21 protein-coding genes and 4 pseudogenes are annotated in these 24,557 nt (G+C 67.2%); 10 read left to right on the forward strand and 15 right to left on the reverse strand.

Annotated features, from left to right (window positions below; translation table 11 throughout):
* Positions 1-34: 34 nt before the first annotated feature.
* Positions 35-653: pseudogene (locus tag J5X86_RS52710) on the forward strand (IS630 family transposase); the annotation flags it as partial.
* A gap of 80 nt (positions 654-733) precedes the next feature.
* On the opposite strand, the gene J5X86_RS46455 reads toward J5X86_RS52710, so the two are convergent.
* From J5X86_RS46455 to J5X86_RS46470, 4 genes are all read right to left on the reverse strand, one after another.
* Complete coding sequence (locus J5X86_RS46455; protein ID WP_208522652.1) at positions 734-994, reverse strand: hypothetical protein; 261 nt, start codon at positions 992-994, stop codon at positions 734-736.
* Between the two features lie 359 nt (positions 995-1,353).
* The gene (locus J5X86_RS46460) at positions 1,354-2,664 is read right to left on the reverse strand and encodes an FAD-binding oxidoreductase (protein ID WP_208522653.1); all 1,311 of its coding nucleotides are present in this window, start codon (positions 2,662-2,664) and stop codon (positions 1,354-1,356) included.
* Between the two features lie 179 nt (positions 2,665-2,843).
* On the reverse strand, positions 2,844-3,206 hold the full coding sequence (locus J5X86_RS46465; protein WP_208522667.1) for a hotdog fold thioesterase: 363 nt from the start codon (positions 3,204-3,206) through the stop codon (positions 2,844-2,846).
* 163 nt (positions 3,207-3,369) lie between these two features.
* Complete coding sequence (locus J5X86_RS46470; RefSeq protein ID WP_208522654.1) at positions 3,370-3,972, reverse strand: TetR/AcrR family transcriptional regulator; 603 nt, start codon at positions 3,970-3,972, stop codon at positions 3,370-3,372.
* Positions 3,973-4,058: 86 nt separating this feature from the next.
* On the opposite strand from J5X86_RS46470, the gene J5X86_RS52280 reads away from it, so the two are divergent.
* From J5X86_RS52280 to J5X86_RS46485, 4 genes are all read left to right on the forward strand, one after another.
* Complete coding sequence (locus J5X86_RS52280) at positions 4,059-4,547, forward strand: amidohydrolase family protein (protein WP_279595784.1); 489 nt, start codon at positions 4,059-4,061, stop codon at positions 4,545-4,547.
* The gene (locus J5X86_RS46475) at positions 4,505-5,284 is read left to right on the forward strand and encodes an amidohydrolase family protein (RefSeq protein WP_308124942.1); all 780 of its coding nucleotides are present in this window, start codon (positions 4,505-4,507) and stop codon (positions 5,282-5,284) included. The genes J5X86_RS52280 and J5X86_RS46475 overlap by 43 nt, the downstream gene beginning before the upstream one ends.
* Entirely contained in the window at positions 5,281-6,135 is an 855-nt protein-coding gene (locus J5X86_RS46480) for an alpha/beta hydrolase (protein WP_208522655.1), read from the forward strand. Before J5X86_RS46475 ends, J5X86_RS46480 begins: the two co-directional genes overlap by 4 nt.
* Before the next feature lie 291 nt (positions 6,136-6,426).
* Positions 6,427-7,584: an FAD-binding oxidoreductase gene (locus J5X86_RS46485; protein ID WP_374229479.1), complete on the forward strand. Its 1,158-nt coding sequence runs from the start codon at positions 6,427-6,429 to the stop codon at positions 7,582-7,584.
* Here J5X86_RS46485 and J5X86_RS46490 read toward each other — a convergent pair.
* From J5X86_RS46490 to J5X86_RS53130, 3 genes and pseudogenes are all read right to left on the reverse strand, one after another.
* A complete protein-coding gene (locus J5X86_RS46490; protein WP_308124943.1) occupies positions 7,576-8,355 on the reverse strand; it encodes an IS630 family transposase in 780 nt (259 codons plus the stop codon). The genes J5X86_RS46485 and J5X86_RS46490 overlap by 9 nt on opposite strands.
* A complete protein-coding gene (locus tag J5X86_RS51545) occupies positions 8,325-8,654 on the reverse strand; it encodes a helix-turn-helix domain-containing protein (protein WP_308124944.1) in 330 nt (109 codons plus the stop codon). The genes J5X86_RS46490 and J5X86_RS51545 overlap by 31 nt, the downstream gene beginning before the upstream one ends.
* A gap of 480 nt (positions 8,655-9,134) precedes the next feature.
* A pseudogene (locus tag J5X86_RS53130) lies at positions 9,135-9,602 on the reverse strand (integrase); the annotation flags it as partial.
* Positions 9,603-9,799: 197 nt separating this feature from the next.
* Here J5X86_RS53130 and J5X86_RS46500 point away from each other — a divergent pair.
* A complete protein-coding gene (locus J5X86_RS46500) occupies positions 9,800-10,207 on the forward strand; it encodes a DUF6193 family natural product biosynthesis protein (RefSeq protein ID WP_243983181.1) in 408 nt (135 codons plus the stop codon).
* 1,127 nt (positions 10,208-11,334) lie between these two features.
* Here J5X86_RS46500 and J5X86_RS51560 read toward each other — a convergent pair.
* Both J5X86_RS51560 and J5X86_RS52720 read right to left on the reverse strand, forming a co-directional pair.
* On the reverse strand, positions 11,335-11,673 hold the full coding sequence (locus tag J5X86_RS51560) for a TetR-like C-terminal domain-containing protein (protein ID WP_243983182.1): 339 nt from the start codon (positions 11,671-11,673) through the stop codon (positions 11,335-11,337).
* An 84-nt stretch (positions 11,674-11,757) separates the two neighbouring features.
* A pseudogene (locus tag J5X86_RS52720) lies at positions 11,758-11,967 on the reverse strand (TetR/AcrR family transcriptional regulator); the annotation flags it as partial.
* 28 nt (positions 11,968-11,995) lie between these two features.
* On the opposite strand from J5X86_RS52720, the gene J5X86_RS46510 reads away from it, so the two are divergent.
* On the forward strand, positions 11,996-13,120 hold the full coding sequence (locus J5X86_RS46510) for an integrase core domain-containing protein (RefSeq protein ID WP_208522656.1): 1,125 nt from the start codon (positions 11,996-11,998) through the stop codon (positions 13,118-13,120).
* On the opposite strand, the gene J5X86_RS46515 is transcribed toward J5X86_RS46510, so the two are convergent.
* From J5X86_RS46515 to J5X86_RS46535, 5 genes are read right to left on the reverse strand one after another with little or no spacing between them, the layout of a single operon-like run.
* Positions 13,050-13,484 (reverse strand): hypothetical protein, encoded by a 435-nt coding sequence (locus tag J5X86_RS46515; RefSeq protein WP_208522657.1) that lies wholly within the window; start codon positions 13,482-13,484, stop codon positions 13,050-13,052. The genes J5X86_RS46510 and J5X86_RS46515 overlap by 71 nt on opposite strands.
* Before the next feature lie 27 nt (positions 13,485-13,511).
* Positions 13,512-14,150 (reverse strand): ATP-binding protein, encoded by a 639-nt coding sequence (locus tag J5X86_RS46520; RefSeq protein ID WP_208522658.1) that lies wholly within the window; start codon positions 14,148-14,150, stop codon positions 13,512-13,514.
* A gap of 37 nt (positions 14,151-14,187) precedes the next feature.
* Positions 14,188-15,798 (reverse strand): amidohydrolase family protein, encoded by a 1,611-nt coding sequence (locus tag J5X86_RS46525; protein WP_208522659.1) that lies wholly within the window; start codon positions 15,796-15,798, stop codon positions 14,188-14,190.
* Positions 15,799-15,848: 50 nt separating this feature from the next.
* A complete protein-coding gene (locus tag J5X86_RS46530; RefSeq protein ID WP_243983183.1) occupies positions 15,849-17,270 on the reverse strand; it encodes a Na+/H+ antiporter NhaC family protein in 1,422 nt (473 codons plus the stop codon).
* Positions 17,267-18,772, reverse strand: a complete 1,506-nt coding sequence (locus J5X86_RS46535; protein ID WP_208522672.1) for a diaminopimelate decarboxylase — start codon at positions 18,770-18,772, stop codon at positions 17,267-17,269. The genes J5X86_RS46530 and J5X86_RS46535 overlap by 4 nt, the downstream gene beginning before the upstream one ends.
* Positions 18,773-18,917: 145 nt before the next feature.
* Here J5X86_RS46535 and J5X86_RS46540 point away from each other — a divergent pair, with 145 nt between their 5' ends.
* Positions 18,918-19,943 carry an Lrp/AsnC family transcriptional regulator gene (locus J5X86_RS46540; protein ID WP_208522661.1) on the forward strand — a complete coding sequence of 342 codons (1,026 nt, stop codon included), beginning with the start codon at positions 18,918-18,920 and terminating at the stop codon, positions 19,941-19,943.
* A 62-nt stretch (positions 19,944-20,005) separates the two neighbouring features.
* Here J5X86_RS46540 and J5X86_RS46545 read toward each other — a convergent pair.
* Positions 20,006-21,097, reverse strand: a pseudogene (locus J5X86_RS46545) (integrase core domain-containing protein).
* Between the two features lie 109 nt (positions 21,098-21,206).
* Between J5X86_RS46545 and J5X86_RS46550 the strand changes: the two are divergent.
* Entirely contained in the window at positions 21,207-22,193 is a 987-nt protein-coding gene (locus J5X86_RS46550) for an integrase core domain-containing protein (protein ID WP_308124947.1), read from the forward strand.
* 1,065 nt (positions 22,194-23,258) lie between these two features.
* Complete coding sequence (locus J5X86_RS46560; RefSeq protein WP_279595785.1) at positions 23,259-24,383, forward strand: serine hydrolase; 1,125 nt, start codon at positions 23,259-23,261, stop codon at positions 24,381-24,383.
* Positions 24,384-24,557 lie beyond the last annotated feature (174 nt).

Genomic DNA, 24,557 nt, shown 5'->3' on the forward strand with positions numbered 1-24,557 from the left:
TTCCATGGACCAGACCCTGTTCGCCCGGACCGGCCGGGAGATCAAGAAGATCGCCAAGTCCAAGCCAGCCGAGCACGGCCTGCCGTGCTCGACCTGGAGCCCAGCCAAGCTGGCCGGTTTCCTGGTAGCCGAGGGGGCGTTCGACGACATCAGCCACGAGGGCCTTCGGGCCCCGCTCCGCGAGGAAGGCGTCTGATTTCAATGCATAAAGACCTGGAAGACCTCACACGACTACGCGGCCAAGAAGGCCCAGGTCGAACATCTCTACGCGATCGCCGACGGTGAGGTCATACCCGAGGAAGGCGAGCCCGAAGTCGTCTTCTGCATAGACGAGTTCGGGCCGCTCAACCTCCAGCCCCACCCCGGGCGGCAGTGGACCGAACGCGGCGGCCGCCACAAGGACCCCGCCCGGGAACCGAGGCCCCGCCGGCGGGCGACCTACACCCGCCCGCACGGGGTCCGGCACCTGTTCGCCGCCTACGACCTGGCCAAGGGCAAGCTCTACGGGGCCGCGTCAAGCCGAAGAAGAAGCGGACCAGGTTCCTGGAGTTCTGCCGTTACCTGCGCAGCCTCTACCCGCCCGAGATCCGCATCGCGATCGTGCTCGACAACTTGAGCAGGGCAGCATGATCCGTCGCTACATCATCTGGTGAAACAAGCACGCCGCCGACGAACGCCTCCGCGAGGTCGTGAACAGGGCGAACGTTGCCTGATGCGGCACTAGGCAACGTTGCTACGGTTGCCGCAGAACCTGCGGCGTTCGCCGTGCCGTCACCCCCGTGACGTGCACGAGCCTGCCCAGTGCCGCAACGAGATGGTCAAGGCGCTCGGGATCTGCGCATACTACGGCGCTGAAGACGGACGTGCCTGCGGGCCTGCGCCGGAAGCTCACCTCGTGGAGGTCGGCGTTGCGGCTGTGCAAAGTCGCCATGATGCGTAGCAACGTTGATCGGTTACCCGGCACCAGGTCGGCCGAGACGATGTAGTGCTCCATGCAGGTGGGCTCCTTCAGCAGGGTGTGCTTTCTCGCCCGTCAGGCGGCTGATGCGCTGCCGGATGGCCGCGAGCGCGCCTGACCGGCCCCCGGCGGCCCGACCACGACCGGGAGACAGGTGACACCCCCACCACACCGGTCGTTGACTCCAGCAGAGAAGAGAACCGCTGTTGACGCTTTCGGGGCGGCAACGGCGAGCAGGATCCGCTAGCTCGTCGAAGACGTCGCTCGTGACGCTGATGTGCGCTTCGCACAGTGCGTGGGGTTGCCCAGCTCCGGCTCGCCAGGTTTGCACAGGTGGTCGACCGCCGGGTACGAGGCCATCCTCTTCGACGGGGAACTCGGCTCAGCGGCCAGCGTCAGCCGAGGACTGTGCCCGTGGATGGGGCCGGCCGACGTCGACGTGAGAACGCACCGAGGTCGATGGTTTGGCCGGTGTGTTCGCAGGTGTGCGTGAGCGCACTCCGGTCGTGGTCGTGCCCGCCTTCGACACCGTGGATCAGGGTGGTCATGAGGCGGCCTACCAGAGGGGCGTTCTTGAACTGATTGCCGCTGGTGCCTATGGCCACGTAGAAGCCGGCAAGTTCGGTTCGGTCGTATACGGGGGTCCAGTCGTCGGTCACGTCGTATACGCCTGCCACACCACGAGGCTTGTTGGGAACGCGCAGGCCGGGCAGTCGGCGAGCCGCCCGCGTCACCTGCGTCCTGAACTGCGACACGGTCGGAATGGGACTCCCGTCGTCCGGATCGTCGAGCCATTCCAGCGGGTCGCACTCGGGTTCCGTGCCGCCGACGAGCAGGAACTCCCTGCCCTCGGGCCGTATATACGTGCCGAGGTCCATATCGACCAGCACCGGTGCGTGCCCGTCGCCGCCGGCGTCGTGGTAGCCGGCGGGCGCCGCTACGTGGTGCACCTCCTGGCGCAGCGGCCGCAGACCGACGGTGAAGTCGCCGCCCACTTCGGCGAGCCGGTTCAGCTGTCCCGACCATGGGCCGGCCGCGTTGACGACCACCCCGGCGGACAGTTCGGTTCCATCCTTGAGGCGCACCCCGCGCACGCGTCCCCCGCGCCGCATCACCGCGGTGACGGGGGTCTTCCACCGGAAGGCGGCTCCGTGCCGCTGGGCCGCCGTAGCAAGGTTGTGCGCGGCGAGTTGCGGGTCGTCGATAAAGCCCCCGTCGGGTGTGTGGAGAGCACCGAGCCGAGCGGACGCGTCGGCGAAGAACTCGTCGTCATCCACGGGGCGGGGCGGGAAGCACCGGCCGGTGTCCACGGCGGGCGACCGCTTGGACAGCTCTCGTGCACCCCATTTTTCGTACGGGACACCGACCTTGTCGAAGTGTCGCGTGAACATGCCGCAGGGTGCGAAGTCCACGTCCAGCATGGTGACGCCGCAGCGGTTGAACGCTGCGAGGGGTTCACGGGCGGGTGCTTGGAGATGGTCGCGCCATGCTTCCCAGCAGTGACGGGACTCCCAAGCAGCATTGACGCCCGCGATCGTGGGATAGGTGAAGCGGACCACGGCGCTCGAGGCGCTGGTGGAGCCGTTGCCTGCGCCGCCGAACTTGTCGACCACGACGACCCGCAGACCGCTCCGCACCAGTTCGAGAGCGATAGAGGATCCGATTACCCCGGCCCCGACGACGACAACGTCTGTGCTCTCAGCCATGTTCCAACCCACCTTCTCGTTGCCGGACCAGACGGTTCCTCTGGCGGCGCGGAGGGTCGCCGCTCCGCCCGTTGTCCGCACATTACGCAGGTCAGAGTCCATGTTCCGGCGACTGTTGTCGCCACTTTCTGTCGTCGTACCCAACAGTTGTCGCGCGCGTGTGCGCCGATGCTCAGCTGTCAGAACCCACCATGAGCCTGGCAGAGGCGGGAACGGGCTGGCTGGTGAGGTCGTATCCCGCGGCGACCTCGGATGGTTCGAGAGCCAAGTCGCGCGCTCCTCGGCGGTCGCCGTGAGGACATCCCCGTCATAGGCGGGGCCACAAAGGTGAGGTCGGCTCCGGACGCGACAGCTACGGGGCCGTGGCTGTTGCAGGCGTGAGCGAAGACCGACTCTGCCAGCAGGAAGATGTAGCCACCGTGCGCCATCCCAGGGCTGTTGATCATGCTCGCCGTCATGGTCATGTGCAGCCGTGCGCTGGCCTTACCCACGTCCAGCATGTCAATTCCGAGCAGTCGCGAAGCACGGTCCTCGTCGCACATACTGCCCCCTGCAGCTATGACGAGCAGCCCTCCCTTCGCGCAAACCGAACATTCGGTCAGCACGTGGAAAGGTGAAGCAACCAATGGTCGAGGCTGCTTGTCAGCGCGTCCGCAGACAGGGTCCGAGGACCAGGTGAGGCGGCAGCAAGGGCCGGGGGCCTGCTCAGCGCTCCGGACGTGATCGTGGAACGGATCGGCCCTCTCTCATGCGCAGGATCAAGGTGACCGCGTCCTCCGAGCGGGTTCCGGGAGTCAGGACTTCCTGCAAGAGGAGGCCGCGAATCGCGGCAACGGTGACGGTGGCCACATCCCGCGCTTCCTTCGCGTCGAGCCCTTCGCGTTCCGCGAGTGAGGACAGCATCACGGTCAGGTCGCCGATCGACTCTACGAACTCACGGAAGTCCTCGGGGCCGTACGCGGCCAGCCCGACGACGTAGAAGAAGCCGCGGACACGCGACAGCTGCTCTGGCCGGGTGTAAGTACGCCAGATCGCCACAACGAAATCGTCGAAGGTGCCCTGCTGGGCGGCCTCCAAAAGTGCCTCGTTGTCACGGGATCGCTGCGCCTTGAGCATGGCGGCCAAGACGCCCGGGAGTGACCCGAAATGGTATCGCAACAGGGCGTGGCTGGTCTCGATCCGGGCGGCGATCTCACGGAGCGACATCTCCGGCGGGGGAAGGGCCTCGCCGAAGGCGTCGAGAAGCCGTGCCAGGAGTCGCTCGCGCGCGCTGCCCTTGCGTTCCGAGGTTGACAGGATCACTCCCACAGTTTATCCATTGGAAAAGAATGATTGGCGGTTCCGTGTTGCTTCGCACATGGTCGCAGTCAGCTCGCAACGGCGGAGGATCGACTATGGGACCTGCTCATGTAGTCGGGGCGGCGGTCATCGACGGATCGGGGCGCGATCCCAGCAACCTCGACATCACTATCGAGAACGGCCGCATCACTCAACTCGGTGCCTCCAGCGCGCACGGCGAGCGTCTCGATGCCGAGGGATTGACGATGACGCCCGGCCTGATCGACGCTCACGTCCACCTGGGCCTGTCGAGCCCGATCCAGCCGCACTTCTCGTTTCAGATAAGCGCCGCCGAGATCGCGGCGGACATCTTCGCCACGGCCAGCGCGACGCTCGACGCCGGCTTCACCACCGTTCGCGACACCGGCGGGATCGACGGCGGTGTCGTCACCGCGATCGCGAAGGGCAAGGTCAGAGGGCCGCGCGTCCTGTCGTGCGGACCTGTTCAGTGCCAGATCGGCGGGCACGGCTACTACGGAGCCGAATGGGAACCCACCGAGCTGTGGAGCAGCCACCACATCCGGGCCTGTGCGCCCTCTCCATGATGGCGGGCAACGCGGACGAGCTGCGACACAACGTCCGCGAAGCCTTCCGTCGCGGAGCCTCCTTCCTGAAGCTCTGCGTGACCGGCGGAGTGGTGGGCGCACATGATCGACTGACCGACACCCAGTTCACCGTCGAAGAGATCGCTGTTGCAGTTCAAGAAGCTGCGGCACGGAACACCTACGTGACAGTCCACGCCCACAACAACGAGGGCATACGAAATGCGGTCGAGGCCGGGGTGCGCTGTGTCGAGCACGGCACTAGCCTCGACGAATCCACAGCGACCCTGATGGCCGCTCGCCAGGTTGCCCTCGTGCCCACGTTCGCTGTCGTCGAGCAACTGCTGCACGAAACCGCCGGAGCCGGTCTCGCCGAGTCGACCCGCGACCGAGTCAAGGGCGTACGCGAGCAGATGACGAAGGCGCTCGCTGTCGCCAAGCACGCAGGAGTACGGATCGGGCTGGGTTCCGACCTCATCGGTCCGGCCCAGGACCGTCGCGGCAAAGAACTCAGCCTGCGCGCAGCCCTCGAGACGCCGATGGAAGCGCTCGTGGCGGCGACCAAGACCAACGCCGAGATCCTCGGCCTGTCCGGCCAGGTGGGTGTCATCACTCCCGGCGCACAGGCAGACCTCGTTCTTTGGAACGGCAACCCGCTCGAAGACCCAGAACTGTTCTCCGACCCCACCAACGCCGTCCTCGTAATCCAGGCTGGCCAAATCGTGAAGGACCTCAGATGAGCACCATGTGGCAGGGCTGCCTCGCCCACACCGACTACTTCGAGATGCGCTCCAGCGGTGGGCACGACTACGGCGTCTGGGTCACCACGCCACCGCGCTACGACCCTGCCGCGGCGCAAGCGCCTGTCGTGTACGTGCTCGACGGTAACTGGGCCGTGGGCATGACCGCCCCACTCATCGTCACGCAACTGGACCCCATGCAGTCGATTCAGCCCTACGTGCAAGTCAGCGTGGGTTACGCAGGCGAGGAAGCAGAGCACTGGGAGCGGTTGCGCAACCGAGACCTCGTGCCCCCCGGCGAACCCATCGCGAAGGAGTACATCGATGCGGTGGAGATGGGGGTCGAAGCGGGCACGATGACTCGCGAGCAAGCCGACGCCTACCTCGCTGAATTGAGCGACAGCCGCGGGGATATGTTCCTGAACTTCCTTACCGACGACCTACACCCGCGGATCGAACGCGACTACGGCACAGCCCCGAGCGGTCACGGCCTCTTCGGCTATTCCTACGGCGGACTCTTCAGTCTCTACGCCTGGCTCACCAATAGCACCTTCTTCGAGAGCATCGGCGCGGGCAGCCCCGGCATTGTCAATGCAGACAGTCAGGTCTTCGCTCGTCTTCAAGCAATGGGTGACACCCTGCCTGCTACCAAGCTTCACGTGACCTTCAACGACCGAGAGATCCTCGGAGACCTGGCGGTCTACCAGAATCTCACGAAGAACACGGCCACGTTCCTTCACCGCCTCACCTCACGCAGCGGATCCGTCACCAGCGCACTCATGCACGAAACGCACGTGACTGGGCTGCAGGCATCGTTCCTCAGCTACCTCAGGACCTGCCGTGCCCAGTAAGCCTGGACGCCGCGGCTCTGCCTGACCGCCGCGCTGGGCGGCGGCGCTCCTGGCCAGTGCCGCCGCCCCGAGTGCCTGGCACCACTCGCCGCACCCGACCGGTACGCGTTTCGAGCCCGAGCCGGTCGCGCCGGGAAGCGCGCCACCCAGGGGGAGGAACGGAACGGAGCAAGAGGCGCCCCAAGACTTCCATCGGTCTTTCGTGCATATCGTCCATGAACCGGCTGCCCGGCGGCGTGGTGCCATCAATGGTGCATTCATATTTGAGTCAACTTCTCTGGAGGTGTGCGGGTGGCCGAGCGGGACTTCGTCAGCACGACGCCCCCTGCCGTGGGTATCGCCGAAGTACTCAGGCGACGGCTGCCCGCTGGCCGGGTGGTGACTGATCCGGACATCGTCGCCGGTCTCTCCCACGACCAGGCGGTGTGGGCGCCTGTTGGCCGAGCGGTGGCCGTCGTGCGCGCCAAGTGCACCGACGAGGTCCGGACCGTGGTTCGTGCGTGCCTGGAGCAAGGAGTCCCGTTGGTTGCACGCGGCGCCGGTACTGGATTGTCGGGGGGCGCCAATGCCGTCGAAGGCGGCGTGATCCTCGCGCTGGACGGCATGGATCGGGTGCTGGAGGTCGACCAGCTGGAGCGCCTCGCCGTCGTGCAGCCCGGTGTGGTCAACGACGACCTGCGCGCCCATGTAGCGGCGCTCGGCCTGTGGTACCCGCCTGACCCCGCCAGTTCGCCCTGGTCGACTATTGGAGGAAATGTCGCGACGAACGCTGGCGGAGTGTGCTGCGTCAAGTACGGCGTCACTTGCGACTATGTCCTCGGTTTGGAGGTCGTGACCGGCACGGGCGAGGTGGTCCGGCTCGGGCGCCGTACGTCGAAGGGGGTCGCCGGCTACGACCTTATGGGCCTCATGGTGGGTGCCGAGGGCACTCTTGGTGTCGTCACCGAGATCACGGTCCGGCTGCGACGCCTGCCTCCGGTCGGCGTGACCGCCGTCGGCTACTTCGACAGCGTCGGGCAGGCCGGTGACGCGGTGCGTGCGACGGCTGCCGCCGGGCTGCGGCCGGCCGCGCTGGAACTCGTCGACCGGCACTGTCTGCGCGCGGTCGATGCCTGGAAGAACATGGGGCTCTCCGCCGAGGCGGACGTGGTCCTCCTGGCCCGTTTCGACGATGATGGCCGCGCCGCCGAGGAGGGCGCCCGCCGGATGGTCGACTGCTTCCGCGGGGCTGGCTCTACTTGGGCGGACCGGTCGGAGACAGAGGAAGAGGCCGAGATGCTCTTCGCGGCCCGCCGGCTGGCCTTCCCCGCGCTCGAGCGGCTGGGGCCGGTACTCACGGAGGACGTCTGTGTGCCCATCGGGGCGGTGGCGGAGATGCTGGCCCGCATCGACCGGACCGCGGAGAGGCACCGGATCACCATCGCTACTGATCTCGGCTCGTTAGGGTGATGTGGGGGTGTCTAGGGGCAGGCCGGTCCCGGCTATGAACCCATTGAGGGTGTCGGGTCGGTACTGCAGGTTCTTGAGCCGGTTGCGCACGAGCTTCTCCAGGCGGTCGAGGGCGACGACGGCGAGGTTGGCCAGGCTGCGTTTGACATGTGCCCACACGCCCTCGACCGGGTTCAGATCGGGCGAGTACGCAGGAAGCAGGAACACCGTCAGCCACTCACGTTCGGCAACCAGCTCCTGCATCGTCTTGGAGACGTGGGTGTTGAGCCGGTCCCACACCAGCACGATGGGTGCCTTCACCAGCTGGTGGACGCCGTCCAGAAGGGCGATGTAGTCGCGCTCGCTCATGCTGCGTCGCGTGCCCTTGCCCGCGGGGTGAGTGAGCAGGCGGTGGCACAGCCGGGTGCGGGAGCCCGGGCGCCAGGCGATCAGCCCGGCCACCGACAGGCGCCCCGAGCGTCGTCCACTGACGGTGACGACCGGGGTGTGGCCTCGCCGGCCCCAGGTGCGTCCTTTGGGCGGCCTGCGGGTGAAGCCCGCCTCGTCCTCAAAAGCAGATGTAGCCCCGGCAGGCCGCCCGGGCCCTTTTACCTCCATCCAGGTCGCCTCCTTCCAGCCGGTCACGGCCTGCTCGTCGCGCTCGGCCACCCTGCGTGCGGGCATCTGCGGAGTGAAACCGAGCCGGCGCATCAGCCTCGTTGCGCCCGAGACGCTGTAGGAGACGTGGAACTTCCTGCCGATCAGCGTGGCCACCCGTGCAGCCGTCCACACCTGGTCTTCCGTCCAGCCGTGCGCGGCCGGCCCCTGCTCGAGATACCCGGCGAGCTTCTCCAGACAGCGCGACGACAGGCGACACCCGCCCCGCTCGGCCCTCGCGAAAGCAGCGCGTCGGCACCACCTTGCCGCCACAACTGCTGCCACTGGTAAGCCGACTTCACACTCACACGCAGCTGCCGGGCCACCTCGGGCGGTTTGACCTGCTGAGCGAACAGCTCCGCCGCCTGTATCCGCACCGCTTCCCGGCGCCGCCGTGCTGCAGGCGTCAGCCCGCCCCCATCCGCATATCTCACGCACCACGGACTACCAACAACACAACACCCACATCAGGACGTTCCGCAAACATCACCCTAACGAGCCGAGATCAGTAGTGATGCTCGCGGGTTCTCGGACGGCGTGGCGCAACGCCGGATGTTCTGTGCAATCCCTCTCAGGAAGGGGTTCCTTCGCTGGGCTCCGCTGTACCGGCGGCCGTGTTTGGGGCGGCAGTCGAGTAGAAGACGGACCGCTTCTGCTTGGTGCGGTGAGCTTCGCCCTTGGCGACGAGTGACTCCAGAGTGCTGCGCACGACAGTGGCTTTGATCTCCCGGTCTGGAAGAGCCTGAGTGAGGGCGGCGGTGACCTCGGTTGCCGAGCGTGGTTCACCGTGCTGGGCGAGGTCGTCGCGGATGAGGTCCCGGAGCGTGGGTGCACCCGCTTTCCGTGCCCGCTTGGGGCGGTTCCTGGCCGACTCTGTCCCCTTCCGCTTGCCGGTGGTCGTGCTGGTGTTCTTCTTCGATGCCCGCCGCTGTGAGGATCTCCCAGACCGTTATCGAGCCGACCGGGCGTCCGGGCCGGATGAGTTCGCCCTGGATCCGTCGGTAGCCCCACCGCGGATTCTCCTTGGCCAGCCGCAGTACCAGCGTCTTTACCACACCCGCGGTCGACGGTTCCCGGGCCTGGCCCGGACGCTTGCTGTGGTCTCACTTCCGAGCGATCAGCCTGCGCTGCCATGCGAGCAGCGTCGCGGGCGTCACCGGGAACATGTTCGCCCACCGGCACCGGGGGATCGACGACAGCGCCGCGAACCACAGCCGATCCGCCGGCTCGTACCGCACAGGCCTCGTGAGCTGCCTGCGCAGCCCCGCGTTCTCGTGTCGCAGCACAAGCAGTTCCGCGTCCTTGGCCGCATCCCGGCGCAACAACAACGCCGGCAACGCGAGCAGCTTCCGAGCCACCTGGTACACCAAAGAGACGATCACCCGGACAGGGTTCCAGCAGACCGTGATGGAACGCCAGACCTGCTCCGAGCAGCAGCGATGGGTTTCCGAACGGCACAGGTATGAGTGGAGCGAGTAAATCCCACTCCCGATCGGTGAGTTCATGTCGATGCACGCGACCATGATCCAACAGTAAGTGATCTTTGATGACTGGTCCGTAGCACCTGCACAATCACGGCATGACCAACATCGTCGATACCGCCTGGCGCGACATCCTCACCGCTGCTGGCGAACCTTCCCGGCCGGAAGGATCACCGCTTCTGGAACCGTTTGCCGAGCTGGTCCGGGTGGCATATGCCGAGCCGCTGCTACGTCAGCTCTACCCCTGGACCGGTATGTGGGAGCTGCACTTCAGCAGGTGCACAGAGATCCGCCACACCTGGGACATCCCCTACATCGGCACACTGAGGGACGGCCGGTACTACGTCGAAGGACCGAGTCGGAGCAGCCCTCGGATCGCCGAGACGGACAGCGCGCAGGCCGCGGTAGCGATGGTCATCGATCGCCTGCCACCACACTGCGGCCCGGCCTTCACCGGCAATGCGGAGCAACTGGCCGCTTACGAGAAGACATGGGACAGCAGGTAGAAGCGGGCTCATCGGCTTGGCGGAAGCAGAACCCGGGGCTTTGAAGACCGGCCCTAGCTCCACGTCCTGCGAGAGTTCGAGCAGTTCTACAACGGACACCGGCCGCACCAGGGCATCGCCAACGCCCGCCCGCCGCACCCGTTGCCGCCAGCGATCGCCGACCCGGAGAAGATTACCCGCCTCAACATACGACGACGTGATCGTCTCGGCGGCCTCCTCCACGAATACCAGCATGCTGCATGACCTGCACGGATGAAGTTATCGGCAAGCACAGAGCTGGCCGATGCCATCGCCGAGTCCTTCGGGCACGTCTCACTCGGTAGGTGTCACGTTCGAGCGCCTGAACCAGGCACATTCCGACAGCCAGGCCCCCGCGGGGACACACTCGCGGGGGCCGGCTCATGCCTTGGCAACCCAAGTGACGGGGCACTGCTCAGTCCTCCCGATCCATCACCGGCAGGCGCAGGATCGCTTATCAGGGCGGATCAGTGCGCGGGGTCGGCCTGTCCGGCGGGTGCCGGATTGAGAAGACGATCAGCCATCGGAAGGACATGCCCCGGACCGACAGGCGCGGATCATGATGAAGGCTATCGGGCCGACCTCGCACACAATCAGCCTGGTGCAAGGGCGTGGCTATTGCAGGCTATATGCAATAAGTGGGTCGGCGTCGGGGCCGACGGCCACCGCTGATGGCGAAGCCGGTGGTGATCCCCCCACGACACGGGCGACTGGTCCCGTGCTCCTCGGACCCACGGGCCATCGAGTCGGCAGCCGCCGAATTATTGGCGGGGGTGGCCTATAGGTCTGCGGGGGAGCGGGAGTGTGCGAGGGCTACGAGGTCGTCCTTGAGGAAGAGGGTGATCTCGCCGCAGCGGATGAGTAGGGCACCGGTCGGGATCGCGGCGTGGGCGGCCAGTGGCAGCTTGGCCCAATGGCCTCTTGCCTGGTCAGGGACGAGCTGCGCGGGGCAAACAAGTCCAGCATGACGTCGGCCCCCTGGTCAACCAAGGGGAAGGGGCGACAGACGTCCCAGCTCGCCGCGGCAGCTCGCGTACGACTTCGGGCCGCTCGGCGCAGGGCGTGCTGGCGCGTCCAGCCGCAGGCCGCGATACCGAGCCGGCGCCGTACTACCCGTTCCCCGGCGCCTCGGCCCGCCAGCCGAGAAGGATCGCGCGGAGCGCCTGCTCGGCGAGCCGTCGGGCGCGCTCGCTGCCGATGGTGCCGAGGTGGCCGAGCGATGCGATGCCGTACAGGGTGCCCCAGATGATCTCGCACGCCTCGTCGGGGTCGGCGAGGACCACGTCGTGGGTGTCGGACCAGGTGGTGAGCAGTTCTTTGAGGACGCCGATGGCCGGTTCCGCGACGCGGCGGCGTTCGTCCGCGTCGACCGTGGTGCCGTTCATGACTCCGTAGAGGTGCGGATGCTCGCCGGCGAACCGGACGTACTCGGACGCGATCCGCATCATGCGCCGATCGATACCGGGCTCCTCGGCGGCCTGCTGGAACTCGGCCAGTATCAGGCGATGGCCGTAGGCGACCAGCTCCAGTACGAGCGCGTCCTTGTTGGCGAAGTACTGATAGACGACAGGCGCGGAGTATTCGATGTCGGTCGCGATGCGCCGGATCGTGAGCGCTGCGGCGCCGTCGGTCTCAAGGACATGCAGTGCGGCCTCGATGATCCGTTCGCGGGTGCTCGCCCGTTCACGGGCCCTGATGGGTGTCTTTATTGCCGTACGGTGGTTGACCTTGGGCTTTGTGATCGCCCGAGTACGGGCATGATCAGTATTTGTGGGTCTGCGACTGCTCTACCTGATCTTCTGTCGACTACTGGGCTGCTTCCTCTTGCGGGGCCGGTCGACCGCTGCGAACAACGCCGAGATCCTCGTACTTCGTCATGAGGTCGCTGTACTTCGTCGGCAGATCGAGTGGCCGCGGCTCTCATGGGCTGATCGTGCCGTGCTCTCCTCTCTCGCGCGGCACCTGCCGTCCGTCTTGCGCTGTCATCGGCTGGTCACCCCGGGCACGCTGCTGAACTGGCACCGGCGTCTGGTGCGCTGGAAGTGGCGCCAGACGGCGGTCGGACCCGGTCGGCCACCGTTGCCGGAAGAGACGGTCGCGCTCATCCAGCGCCTGGCGCGAGAGAATCCGACCTGGGGGTACGTCAGGATTCAAGGCGTGCTCCGACGGCTCGGGCATAAGGTTGCCGCCGCCACGATCCGGCGCGTCCTGCGCTGCTCCGGTTTACCGCCCGCACCGCAGCGAGCTTCCCAGCAGACCTGGCGCTCGTTCCTCCGCTTCCAGGCCCACACGCTGCTCGCCTGCGACTTCATGCACGTGGAGACCGTCTTCCTCAAGCGCCTCTATGTCTTCTTCGTCATGGAGATCGACACCCGGCGTGTCCACGTCCTGGGCGTCACCGCACGCCCTACCGGCGCATGGGTCACCCAACTCGCCCGCAATCTGCTCATGGATCTCGGCGGCAGGGCCGGATGCTTCCGGTTCCTCATCCGTGACCGGGACAGCAAGTTCACCGCCGCCTTCACCGCCGCCTTCGACGCCGTCTTCGCCGGCAACGGCACAGCCGTCATCCCGACGCCGCCACAAAGCCCACGGTCCAACGCATTCGCCGAACGATGGATACGCACAGTCCGCACCGAGTGCACCGACCGACTCCTCATCACCGGCGAACGGCACCTGCGTACTGTCCTCACCCAGTACGCCGAGCACTACAACTCGGGACGGGCCCACCGCAGCCTGGACCTGCGTGCCCCAGACGACGCCCCGAACATCATCCCCCTGCCCGCCGCCGCGGTCAGGCGCCACCAGGTACTTGGCGGACTACTCAACGAGTACCGCACCACGTCACCCCGGCTGCCTCACCATCCACAGGAAAAGCCCAGCTCAGCAGCCTGATCGGAATATTGACACCCTTCAAGAGCAGAGCGCTGGTGGCTTGCACCATCTGCGCCTCCGGCGCGGTGCGGACCCGCTCGACGAGGTACTGGTGAACAGTTCTGTGCATGTCGGCGAAGCCCTCGGGGTCACGCCAGCGCAGATCGGCCTCAAGTGTCTCCCGGACCATGTCGTGCGGAAGGAGTCCGGCGTTCGTTGACTCGATGAAGGGCTGCTGGCGCAGCCAGGCGAACAGCTGAGGAGCCTTTCTGTTGCCCATGAGAGCGCGAAGGAGCGTTTCCGAGGTGACATAGGAGTGGGCGCAGATTTCGAGCGCCCTGCGGTGCTCCGTGCTGGGAATGTCACCGAGCAACCGGGCCAGCAAGGTGGCGATGACGTCCTGGCTCGGCTTTCAGCCGGAGTCGGCTGCTGCTCCGTCCTGGAGGGCCACCGCTGCCGCGAGCGTCAGGGCAAGGGGGTTGCCACCGGTGAAGGACAGCAGTGACTGGTGAACTTCCGGCCTCAGGCCACGCGCACGCAGCAGCCGCACGGCATCTTTGGGAGTCAGGTTCCGCAATGACGTGACGTGGAGCGGGTCCGCCCACCCGGGGTCGGACGTCCAGTCGGAGTCCGGCGGTCTGCGCCCGGCAATCACCACGACACTGCCCGCAGGCAGGCCGGGCACGAACTCCTCACGTAGCCAGTGCTCCAGGCCTTGGCAGCGTTCGAAGGTGTCCACCAGCAGCACCACGCCCGGTTCCCCGATCACGTCCCCCGCGGCCGCGGTGAATCCCTGAGGCGTCGGGATGAGCGTTCGGCCGTCCACCTCCGCCACCGGACGCCCTTCCCGGTGGACCTCACACGCGAACCGGCGCAGAAACGTCGACTTGCCGATTCCTCCTGGACCGTGCAGGTAGTGGACGGAGCGGGATCCGGGGGCGCTGGACAACGCGGTTCGGAAGAGAGCGAGTTCCGCGATCCGGCCTACGAAGGCCCGGTCGCGCGCGGCCTCCAGCAGATCTCTCAGGTAGCCGCCTTCATGTTCACCCATTCTCGCTCCTTCGGAACGCGCGGCTCGGCCACCGTGCTCAGTACGCGGTCGGCCCCGAGGGCTTCTTCCGGAGCACCTTCCCCGGCCGGTTCGCCAAGAACACGCCGTCACGGAGCACTGGACTGCCATTGACGAGGACATTGCGTACACCGTGGGCGTAGGAGAGCGGTGCCTCATAGGTGGCGGTGTCGGTGATCGTGACAGGGTCGAAGGCCGTGATGTCGGCGACCATGCCCTCGGCCAGTGTGCCGCGGTCGGTGAGGCCGAGGCGTGCGGCAGGAAGCGTGCTCATCTTGCGCACGGCCTGTGACAGGGTGAGGACACCGCGGTCGCGGGTGTAGTGCGCCAGGGTGCGGGCGAAGGCTCCGAAATGGCGCGGGTGCGGGTGTCCGCCGCCAGTCAGGTCCAGTTCCCACCCGTCGCTGACGACAGCGCTGTTCGGGTGACGCAGAACGGTCTCGACGTCGGCCTCGGACATCGCGTGGTTGACGATCCACACCTCCCCTCCGTGGTCGCGCAGCACGTCGAGTGACACTTCAGCGGGGTGACTACCCTCGGCGGTGGCGATCTCTCGGATGGAGGAGCCCACCCACTCCGAGTAGCGGCCCGGAGCCATGGCGGCGAGGACGGTGCCCTCGGGAAGGAAGGTACGTCCGATCTTGGCGCGCAGCTCGGCGGCGATCGCCTCGCGTGTATCCCGGGCCTCCAGCCGTGTGAGCAGCGCTTCCAGACCGCCGTCCAGCGCCCAGTCGGGCAGCCGGGAGGTGAGCCGGGTGGAGGACGCCGCGTACGGGTAGACGTCGCACGCCACGTCCAGACCTTCCGCGACTGCGGAGTCGATCAGGGTGAGCGCTTCGCGCACCTTGCCGTGATTGGCCGGGCCCATGGCCTTGAGATGTGAGATCTGCAGGCGAACGCCGCTGCGGCGGGCGGTCTCGATGGCCTCGGTGACGGCCTCGATGAGGTGATCTCCCTCGTCCCGCATGTGGGTGCTGTAGAGCAGTCCAGCCCGTCGTGCCTCGGTGGCGAGTGTCACGATCTCGTCGGTGCCGGCGAACGATCCGGGGGCGTAGATCAGTCCGGTGGAGAGGCCGAAGACGCCCTGCTCGGCGGCTTCGGCGAGCAGCGTGCCCATGGTGGCCGTCTCATCGGCTGCCGGGGGGCGCAGCTCCGTACCGAGGGCGGCGATGCGGAGGGTTGCGTGGCCGACCAACGCCGCGAGGTTGACGCACGGGGCCGCCGCCTCCACTTCGCGGGCGAAGCCGTCGAAGTCCTCCCACAGCATCTCGGCGCTGAGGCTGCCTCCGCGGGCGAGCGTCGTGTCGTGTTCGTGGCGCCGCGCGGGGTTGATCGGGAAGGGAGACGTGCCGCAATTGCCGGTGACGATGGTGGTCACGCCCTGCCGGATGCAGGATTCGGCAGCGGGCGCATCACGTATCGTGAAGTCGGCATGCGAGTGCAGGTCAATGAAGCCCGGTGCGACCACTTGGCCGGCACAGTCGATCGTCTCGCGGGCGGTGGCGCCGGGCGGGGCGTCGCCGACGAACACGATCCTGTCGCCCCGGAGGCCGACATCCGCGCGCCGCCCGGGCTCTCCGGTGCCGTCCACGACGGTTCCCCCGACGGCGAGCACATCGAACTCGTACAACTTTTCTCCTCTTACATGCGAAGTGTGATGCGGGATTCGGGGCGGGCGTCTCAGACCAGCAGCGTCAGGATCAGGCCGTACATGACCGCTGCGGGGATCAGTACCTGCCAGCCGACCGACAGCAGCGTCCTGAGGCGGGTGGCCTCGGCGAAGCCCAGGGCAGACATCATGTTGGGGTTGGGGAAAGGGCCGTAGGTGTCGGCTTTGGAACCCCACAGGTAAGTCACGGCCCACATGGCGGGAGTGAGTCCGATGCTGGTGCCGAGGGGACCGAACACCTTGTTCAGCAGCACCACGTGTGCGGCGGTAGCGCCCGGGACGCCCAGCCAACCGAGCAGCGCCACCGCTACGGCGAACGACAGCACCGGCAGGTCGTGCAGCTGCGGGCCGAACCAGTCCAGGAGGACGTCGTACGGCTTGAGTTCGTTGACCATCTGGAAGAACGCGGCGAGTATCCAGAACAGCAGGAAGGTCTCCACCATGCGTCCCGCGCCGCGGCAGAGCGCGTCGATGGTGCCCCTCACGGACAATCCGCCGGCTGCGGCGGTGACCACGGCCATCACTGGGAGGGCCAACAGGGGAAAGGCGGTGCCTCCCTTGCTCATCGTGGCGTAGGCGACCGAGACCACGAGGACTACCGAGAATGCCCAAGTGGCGCGCACGGTATGGGGCCCAGGGACTTGCTCGTCCGCTCCGGCCAGCTCGTCTTCGTAGAAGTCGTCGCCGCCGAGTGCCGAGCGGCGCTGCACGCGCGGCACGACGACCATCGAGAGCAGCAGGGACAGGAGGGCGAGGGGGCCCGCGGCAACGAGGACATAGGTCCCGTACCCCACTCCGGAGGCGTCCAGGATCGCGATGTTCGACCCGGCGAAGGGGGCCAGCGCCAGCCCCGCACAGCCGCCCAGGAACATCATGCTGGCCGTCGCTGAGCGTGTGAAGCCGGCACGTGCCGCAATGGGGACGAGGATCGGCGCCGCGATCGCCAGCGCACCGGCGAGCGTGCCGAGCGCGAAGACCAGGAGCAGGCAGGACATCATCACGCCGAGCTGGATCGCCAGTTGGCTGTCCCGCCGGACCACGCGCATGACGCCGCGGACCAGGAGGTCCGCGGCTCCTGTCTGCCGCAGTACCTCCCCCAGGCCGGAGCCCAGCAGGCAGATGACACCGATGACGGTCACCGTGTCACCGAGCGCGCTCCCAAGGAGGATGCCGACATCGGTGGGCGGACGCTGCGCGAGGACGACCCCGGCCAGCAGGGAGATCACGGTGGCCAGTAGGAGATTCATGCCGCACAGCGAGAGCACAGCATAAAGGACGATCGGGAGCAGACCCCAGATCGTGGGGGTGTGCACCAGGAAGCCGAGCACGAGCGCGGCGATCAGACCGGCCCCCGCGATGGCGTACTGCGTGACGGTCCGCAGCGAGCGGCCGTGCCGGGGCGCGGCCGCGACAGCGGGGGGCTTCTCGGTCATCGACATGGCGCGCTCCAGACCTCGTGGTCATCGCGGTCGTTGGTCGTGGTATCTGGCGGGCTGAGCGGACCGGTCAAGGAGACGGGGGGGCCGAAGGCCGGTGTCGTGGCGTCCGGCCGGTCAAGGGAGAGAAGGGCGTCCGCCTGGCCGACGCCGCTCTCGGCAAGGATCTCCTCAAGGGACTGCTCCGGGCGGACCGTGGCGAACCGTACGGCCGGTCCCTGCGTGGTGAAGCCGTGCACGGCGGGCCGGGCGAGGCTGTTGTACGACCATGGCGTGGAGAAGTAGTAGCCGCCGGTGTCGTGGAGCACCACTACATCCCCCGGTTCCAGTTCGGGCAGTTCGCCTCCGCGGACCACGAGATCACCGGCGAAGCAACACGGTCCCGCAACGTCTTGCACACGCGGCGTCCCGCGTTTGGGCCGCCCCTCGGCGTCGTACACCCCGACCCGCAGCGGCCACGCCTGAGGCATGAAGACGGTGCGGGTCGCGATGTGGGCTCCTGCGTGGGTCAACGCGATCCGGCGGCCGCCGGTGTCCTTGGTGTACTCCACGACCGCAGCGATGAAGCCGTTCTTGGCCACGAGCGAGCGCCCGAACTCCGTCACCAGCGAATACCGTCCGTCGAAGAGCCCCGGCACACTGGTCCTCAGCTGCTCGACATAGTCCGCGTAGGAAGGGCGGATCTCGTCGTCGTCGAAGTTGACCGGCAGGCCGCCGCCGATGTCCAGGCTGGTGACCTGCCGCCGGCCTGCAGCGGTGTTGATCTCTTCCGCGAGTTCGTACGCGGCGCGCACCCCTTCGGCGATCAGTTCCAGGGAACATCCCTGCGAACCTACGTGCACATGCACTCGGGTGAGCCAGGAGTGTGCGGCGAACGCGCCGAGGATGCGTTGCCGGGCGCCGGTGTCCTTCAGCGGAACACCGAACTTGGAGTTCAGTGACGCGGTGCTCATGGCGTCGATCGACCCGGTGCCGACCTGCGGGTTGATCCGCAAACCGCACACCGAGGAGCTGTTACCTGCCGAGAGCAGCGTCTCGATCCGGTCCAGCTCGGCGAAGTTGTCGGCGTTGACCGCTACGCCCAGGGAGAGGGCGTGCGTCAGCTCGGCTTGTGTCTTGGCCGGTGAATCCAGGACGATGCGCTCCGGCGAGAAACCCGCAGCAAGGGCTTGCGCCAGCTCACCAGGGCTGGCGACCTCGCATCCCATGCCGGACCGGGCGAGCAGCCGCAGCACCGGGACCAAGGACGCAGCCTTGGCGGCGAAGGTATGCAGGACCGAGGCATCGCCGAACGCCTCCCGCAGGTCACGCACGGACTCCCGGACGCCGTCAGTGTCGAAGAAGCCCGTGACCAGGTCGTCGGCGCCGATCAGACCTGTGCGGACCGCCTCGCGGACGACCCCGTCGCGTCGGCCGGGATCGATCCGGCGGTACGTCCCGGACACGCCCGTGCCGCTGACGCGTCCCTCCCCGCTGTTCTCGTCGTTGTGCGCATACATGTCGATCGCGACCTCCTCCGAAGCACCCGTGGCGTGCACCAGAGTCGAGGAACTCCGCGAGAAGTCGTCACATACGCTCGAAATCGTCACGTCTGCACATTGAACGCGGGTAGGCGCGCACGCAACCATGTGATAGGGACGGGGAATGGCGCAGGATATCGTCGACGAAAGAGACCTGGCGCTGATCAACGCGCTGCAGGTCACCCCGCGCGCGTCCTGGGCTCAACTGGGGCAGGCCCTGGACTTGGACCCCATGACGGTCGCGCGCCGCTGGGCGCGCCTTTGCGACAGCGGACTGGCCTGGGTCACCTGCGTCGCCGGGCCGGCGCTGCACAGTGATTTCTGCATGGCTTACATCGAGATCGAGTGCGGTCCGGGGCGGCTGGAGGCGGTGGCGGCGGCGCTCAGCGCCGAGCGTCCCGTCCGCTATGTCCACCACATCACGGGCCCCTACGGTCTACTGGTCGTGATCGCGTTGCGGACGCCTGCGGCGGTGTCCGCCTACGTGCGCCACACGATCGACCGCCTGCCCGGTGTGCGGTCGTCCCGAGTGGAGATGCGGACCGTGGGATACAGCGAGGCGAGCCGGTGGAGGCTGCGCAGTCTGGAGCGGTCGCAGCAGCACGTGCTCGAGTCGCTCGAGGCGCTGCCCGCGGCAGTGGGCGGGGCGCGGGTGGATGTCACGGATCAGGAGCTGTACCGGCTGCTGCACGAGGACGGCCGCATGCCGTTCACCGTGCTGGCCGACCGTGCCGGGATCAGCGAGCCCACCGCGCGCCGCCGCGTCAAACGGCTGCTCGCGAGTCGGCTGCTGCGGCTGCGCTGTGAGGTGGCGCAGTCCATATCGGGCTGGCCGGTGACCGCGGTGTGCTGGGCGAGCGTCCCGCCGCAGCATCTGGAGTCCACGGCGCGCTCGCTGACCGCGCTACAGGACGTCCGGCTATGTTGCGGCTTGACAGGGGGCCGGAACCTGCTGTTGATGGTGTGGTTGCGGACGCTCGGCGACCTGCCGCGGCTGGAGGCGGCTATCACTGAACGCTCCTCCCATGTGACCATCGTCGATCGGGCCACCGTCCTTCATACCGTCAAGCAGATGGGCCGACTGCTGGATGCTGAGGGACGAAGCATCGGTAACGTGGCGCCTAATGTCGAGGTGCTGGCGGAGTCCTGACAGGCGGATCGTGCTGGCCGGTTGCCCGGCCCTGTAGGTGCCGAGAATTACGTCCGTGCAGGTCATGCGACATGGTGGTACTCGTGGAGGATGCCGTTGAGGCGGTCGCGTCGGCGGACGTCGAGGTGGGCGAGCCTCTTCGGTTGGACGATCGGCGCGGGTAGCGGGCGGAGGGGCGCGGCGCCTTCGAGGGTGCGGTGGGGTCTGTGATGGTTGTAGAACTGCTCGTACTCGCGGAGTGCGTGGAGTAGGTGGGTCTCGTTCCATATGAGGGTGCGGTCGAGGAGCTCGGCCCGGCATGACCGCACCCACCGCTCTGTGATGGAGTTCATGCGGGGCATCCGGACGCCGGTCTGGATGACCCTGATGCCCTCGGCCTGCAGGACTGCGTCGAAGGCATCTGGGTAGCGGACGTCCCGGTCCCGGATCAGGTACTTCGCCCTGGCGTTTGCGTCTTGGAGGTCCATGACCATATTCCGGGCGAGTTGGGTCACCCATGCCGCGGTCGGGTGGGCGGTTGCGCCGAGGATGCGGACGCGTCGACTGGCGTGTTCGATGACGGCGAGGACGTACAGCGTCGCCCCGGTCAGGGTCTTGGTTTCGAAGAAGTCCGCGGCGAGGACAGCGCTGGCCTAGGAGCGTAAGAAGGCCGCCCAGGTCGTGTGTTCTCGCTCGGGTGCGGGCGGAATCCCGTGCTCTTTGAGGATGCTCCACACGGTGGACGCGGCAACCTTGATACCGAGCGCGGAGAGTTCACCGTGCACGCGCCGGTAGCCCCAGCTCGGATTCTCCCGTACAAGGCGCAGAACCAAGACTCGGATGGAGCGGACGGTACGGGGCCGGCCGCGGCGTTTGGGACGGGAGACCTTCGCGTGGCGGCGGCGGAGCAGGTCGCGGTGCCAGCGCAGGAGGGTGTCCGGAGAGACGATCAGGCGGAGCCGGCGGAGCCGTGCTCGGGGGAGACGGTGTAGCAGGGCCGCGAGGAGTGCCCGGTCGGGCCAGGCCAGCTGTGGACGGTCTACCGTTCGCTGCAGTACGGCGACTTGGTGGCGCAGCGCCAGGATCTCCAGGTCTTTCTCGCGATCGTTCATCGGCACGAGCCGTATGAACGCGAACGTGGTTGACAGGGCGAGGTAGAGGAGTCGCAGCAGCACAGTCAAGCATCTCGCTGGTCGGTGCGGACGAGCTACACCCGGTCTTGGTCCAAGGGAGGGGAGAAGCGATCGCGTTGACCTTTTCCAGCTTACCGACAGCGTGACCTGCGTGGACGTAATATCCGGCACCTACAAGGTCGGCAAGCCTGCCTTCACCGACAGCGATCGCGCTGTCCTCGCCGGCCTGCTCCACCACCTGCCCAAAGACAGACTGCGGCACCTTCTGCTGCTGGTCCGCCCCGAGACGGTCATGCGCTGGCATCGCGAGCTGCTCAGGCGGCGCCATGCCGCAACCTGCGTGTCCAAGCGGCGTGGACGCCCACGCACCATCCGATCGATCCGCGCCCTCTTCCTGCGCCTGGCCAGGGAAAATGCCTCGTGGGGATATCGCCGGATCCACGGCGAGCTCGCCGCGCTGGGGATCAAGGTCGCCGCCTCCACGGTCTGGGAGATCCTCCGCGATCACGGCATCCCTCCCGCCCCCGAACGGCAGAGCACCACCTGGGCCGACTTCCTCCGCAGCCAGGCCAAGGCCCTCCTCGCCTGCGATCTCTTCGAAGTCCGAACGCTGACAGGGGCGCGCCTGTACGTCTTCGCCGTCATCGAGCACACCACCAGGCGCATCCGGATCCTCGGCGCCACCGCACGCCCCACCGCGGACTGGATCGTGCAGCTCGGACGCAACCTCCTCATGGACCTCGAAGACGCAGGCAGCAAGGCAAAGTTCCTGATCCGCGACCGCGACTCGAAGTTCACAACCGCCTTCGACACCCTGATGACCGACGCCGGTCTCAATGTCGTCACCACCGGCATTCGGATACCACGGATGAACTCGCTCATGGAGCGATGGATACAGACCTGCCGCACCGAACTCCTGGACCGGACCCTAATCTGGAACCAGGGCCACCTCCTCCACGCCCTGCGCGAGTATGAATCCTTCTACAACGAGCACCGCCCGCACGGAGCCCTGGAACAAGCCGCTCCCTGCCGCCCGCTACCCACACCCATCACGCAACAAGCCCAGCTTGCCCACCTGGACGTCCGCAGACGAGACCGACTCGGCGGAACCCTCCACGAGTACCAGCGAGCGGCCTGAACTGCGCGGATGATTTGTCGGCACCCACAGCGTCGCGCGACGCCACCGAAGCTGGCGCCGCTGGTCGTGTCGCTCCAGCTCTCATAAGCGATGCCCAAGGCGAGGGCGTCCAGTTCCGCGGCCACGCGCGAGGTCCGCCGGTATCCGGGCTGGTACCGGCACATCACCCTGGCCATGCTCGCCCACGCCTTCCTCGCCGCCATGGCCGCCGCCGCGGGGCCGGAAAAGGGGGCCTCAAGAAACGCTTCCGGCTCCCTTGCCCCGCTCCCCGTGGCAGAAATCCGGCGACTCCTGGCAGCTGGAAGTATCCCGTCGGCACACCTTCAGCGCACCGGACACGCGATGAGCTGGTCCCGGTGGCGACGCCGGCACCAGGCCACCGCCCGCCGCTGCCACTACCACCGCCGCACCCGAAGTCACGAACTCACAGCGCCTGACAGCATGTCAGGCGAGTACACTCGCAGACACGCTCCTGACCGGCGACGATAGCGATCTGCGACTGGAGCACTAAGCGCTTGTCGCACGCGCCGACCCGACGAAACAGCACATGTGTGGACGCCCCCAGCAGTAGCCTCAGCGAGCTGCTCCGGCAACGCTCTTCCACCGCAGCGGGCCACCGCCCGGCCGCCGGGGTTGACGTGGCTGCAGTTGCGATCCCCGGCCGCTCTCGGGAGCGCCCCCGCTCCCACTCGAGACCCCCCGGTCGCCCCGGAGGACGACCGCCACCGCTCTGCAGCATGCTCGGCGTGACCTCGGTGTGCTTGTTGCGATCTGCGGCCGCTCCAGGGGGCAACCGCCAGTCGTCCTTCGGAAAGCCGAGGATCGCAACGCCATGGTCGAGTGACTGGTCGGCTGTCTGAAGACGGTGGTGGTCGCCCTCCGAGAGCGACTGGGAAATGGCAACATCCAGGGCAAGGCAAGGGGACCGACGAGATACGATCCGCGAGGGTGACGGAATGCTGGTCACGGTCAGCGGACCGGCGGCCGACGCGCGACGCTCTCGCCGCGGCGAGGCGGTCAGGGTAAAGCGGTTGCCCGCGGGCGGACTGCTGACGATCATCACCGATGGCTGGTGAACTTTCTTCTGCGAGGGGATCTGCGGTGACGATCGTGACCAGGGCTGACGGCTTCGATCCAGCTTGCCTGGAGGAGGCCGTTTCCCGAGTGGCAGGAGGGAAAGGGTTCTCCGGCACGGTCCGTGTCACGCGCCACGGGGAGCCGGTATTCACCCGCGCGTTCGGGATGGCGTCACGGCGATGGTCCATACCGAACACGTGCGACACGCGCTTCCGCGTGGCGTCGGTGTCCAAGATGTTCACAGCGGTGGCCGTCCTGCAGCTCGTCGAGCGGAAACAGGTCCGCCTGGACAAAGCGCTGGTGGACTTCGTGAGAGACCACATGCCCCAGCTCGATCCACGTGTCACGGTCCGCCATGCCCTGACGATGACAGCGGGCATCGGCGACTGGTTCGAAGAGGGCAGCGACGACTGGGAGGCCGAATGGGCTGTCCTGACCTCCTCCCACCCGCTCTACCTGCTGCGGAGCAACAAGGACTACCTGCCGCTGTTCGCCAACAAGCAGCCCCACTTCCCTCCCGGGGAGCGTCATCTCTACAACGGCGCCGGCTACATCCTGCTCGGCCTGCTCATCGAAGCGGTGACCGGCCGCTCCTTCGAAGAGGTCGTCGCCGACGACGTCTACGCCTGTGCCGGAATGAGTACGGCAGGATTCCCGGCCCTGGACGACTTGGGGCCGGACACCGCCGAGGGATACCTCACCACCCCCGACAGCCCCACCCCGTACCGGACCAATCACTACGCGACCACCCCCGGGGCTGCCGCCGATGGAGGAGCCACCTGTACCGCCGCCGATCTGACGGCCTTCGCCCACGCGCTGCGCCACGGGCGACTACTGAACGACGAGACCACGCGCCTCGCGCTGACCCCGCAGGTCGACGAGCGTGAGGAGAAGGTCCGCGGCTACCGGTGGATGTACGGCTTCGGCCTCACCCACATCCTCGACGACGAAGGAACCATCGTCCGCTGGGGCCACACCGGCGAGGAGGACGGGGTCAGCGCCCGCCTCTACCACTACCCACAGCAGGGTCTGGACGTCGCTGTCCTCGGCAACATCAGCTGGTGCGCCGGCGACATGGGGTGGGCCATCCACGACGCCCTCGTCGGCAAGTGAGACAGCCGCATGCCGCGACGGCGCTGAGCAGCTGACTCACCCTGTGGGACTCTGTTGGTCGATGTGATGGTTCACCTGAAATGACCTTCGGGTGCGGTGGACACTGCTCGTTGTCGGGTCTGTTTCCTGGGGGCGAGGGGGAGATCATGTCGATGCGTCCGTTGCCTGCGCCTG

Source organism: Streptomyces sp. NEAU-YJ-81 (assembly GCF_017592595.1).
Classification (GTDB): Bacteria; Actinomycetota; Actinomycetes; order Streptomycetales; family Streptomycetaceae; genus Streptomyces; species Streptomyces hygroscopicus_B.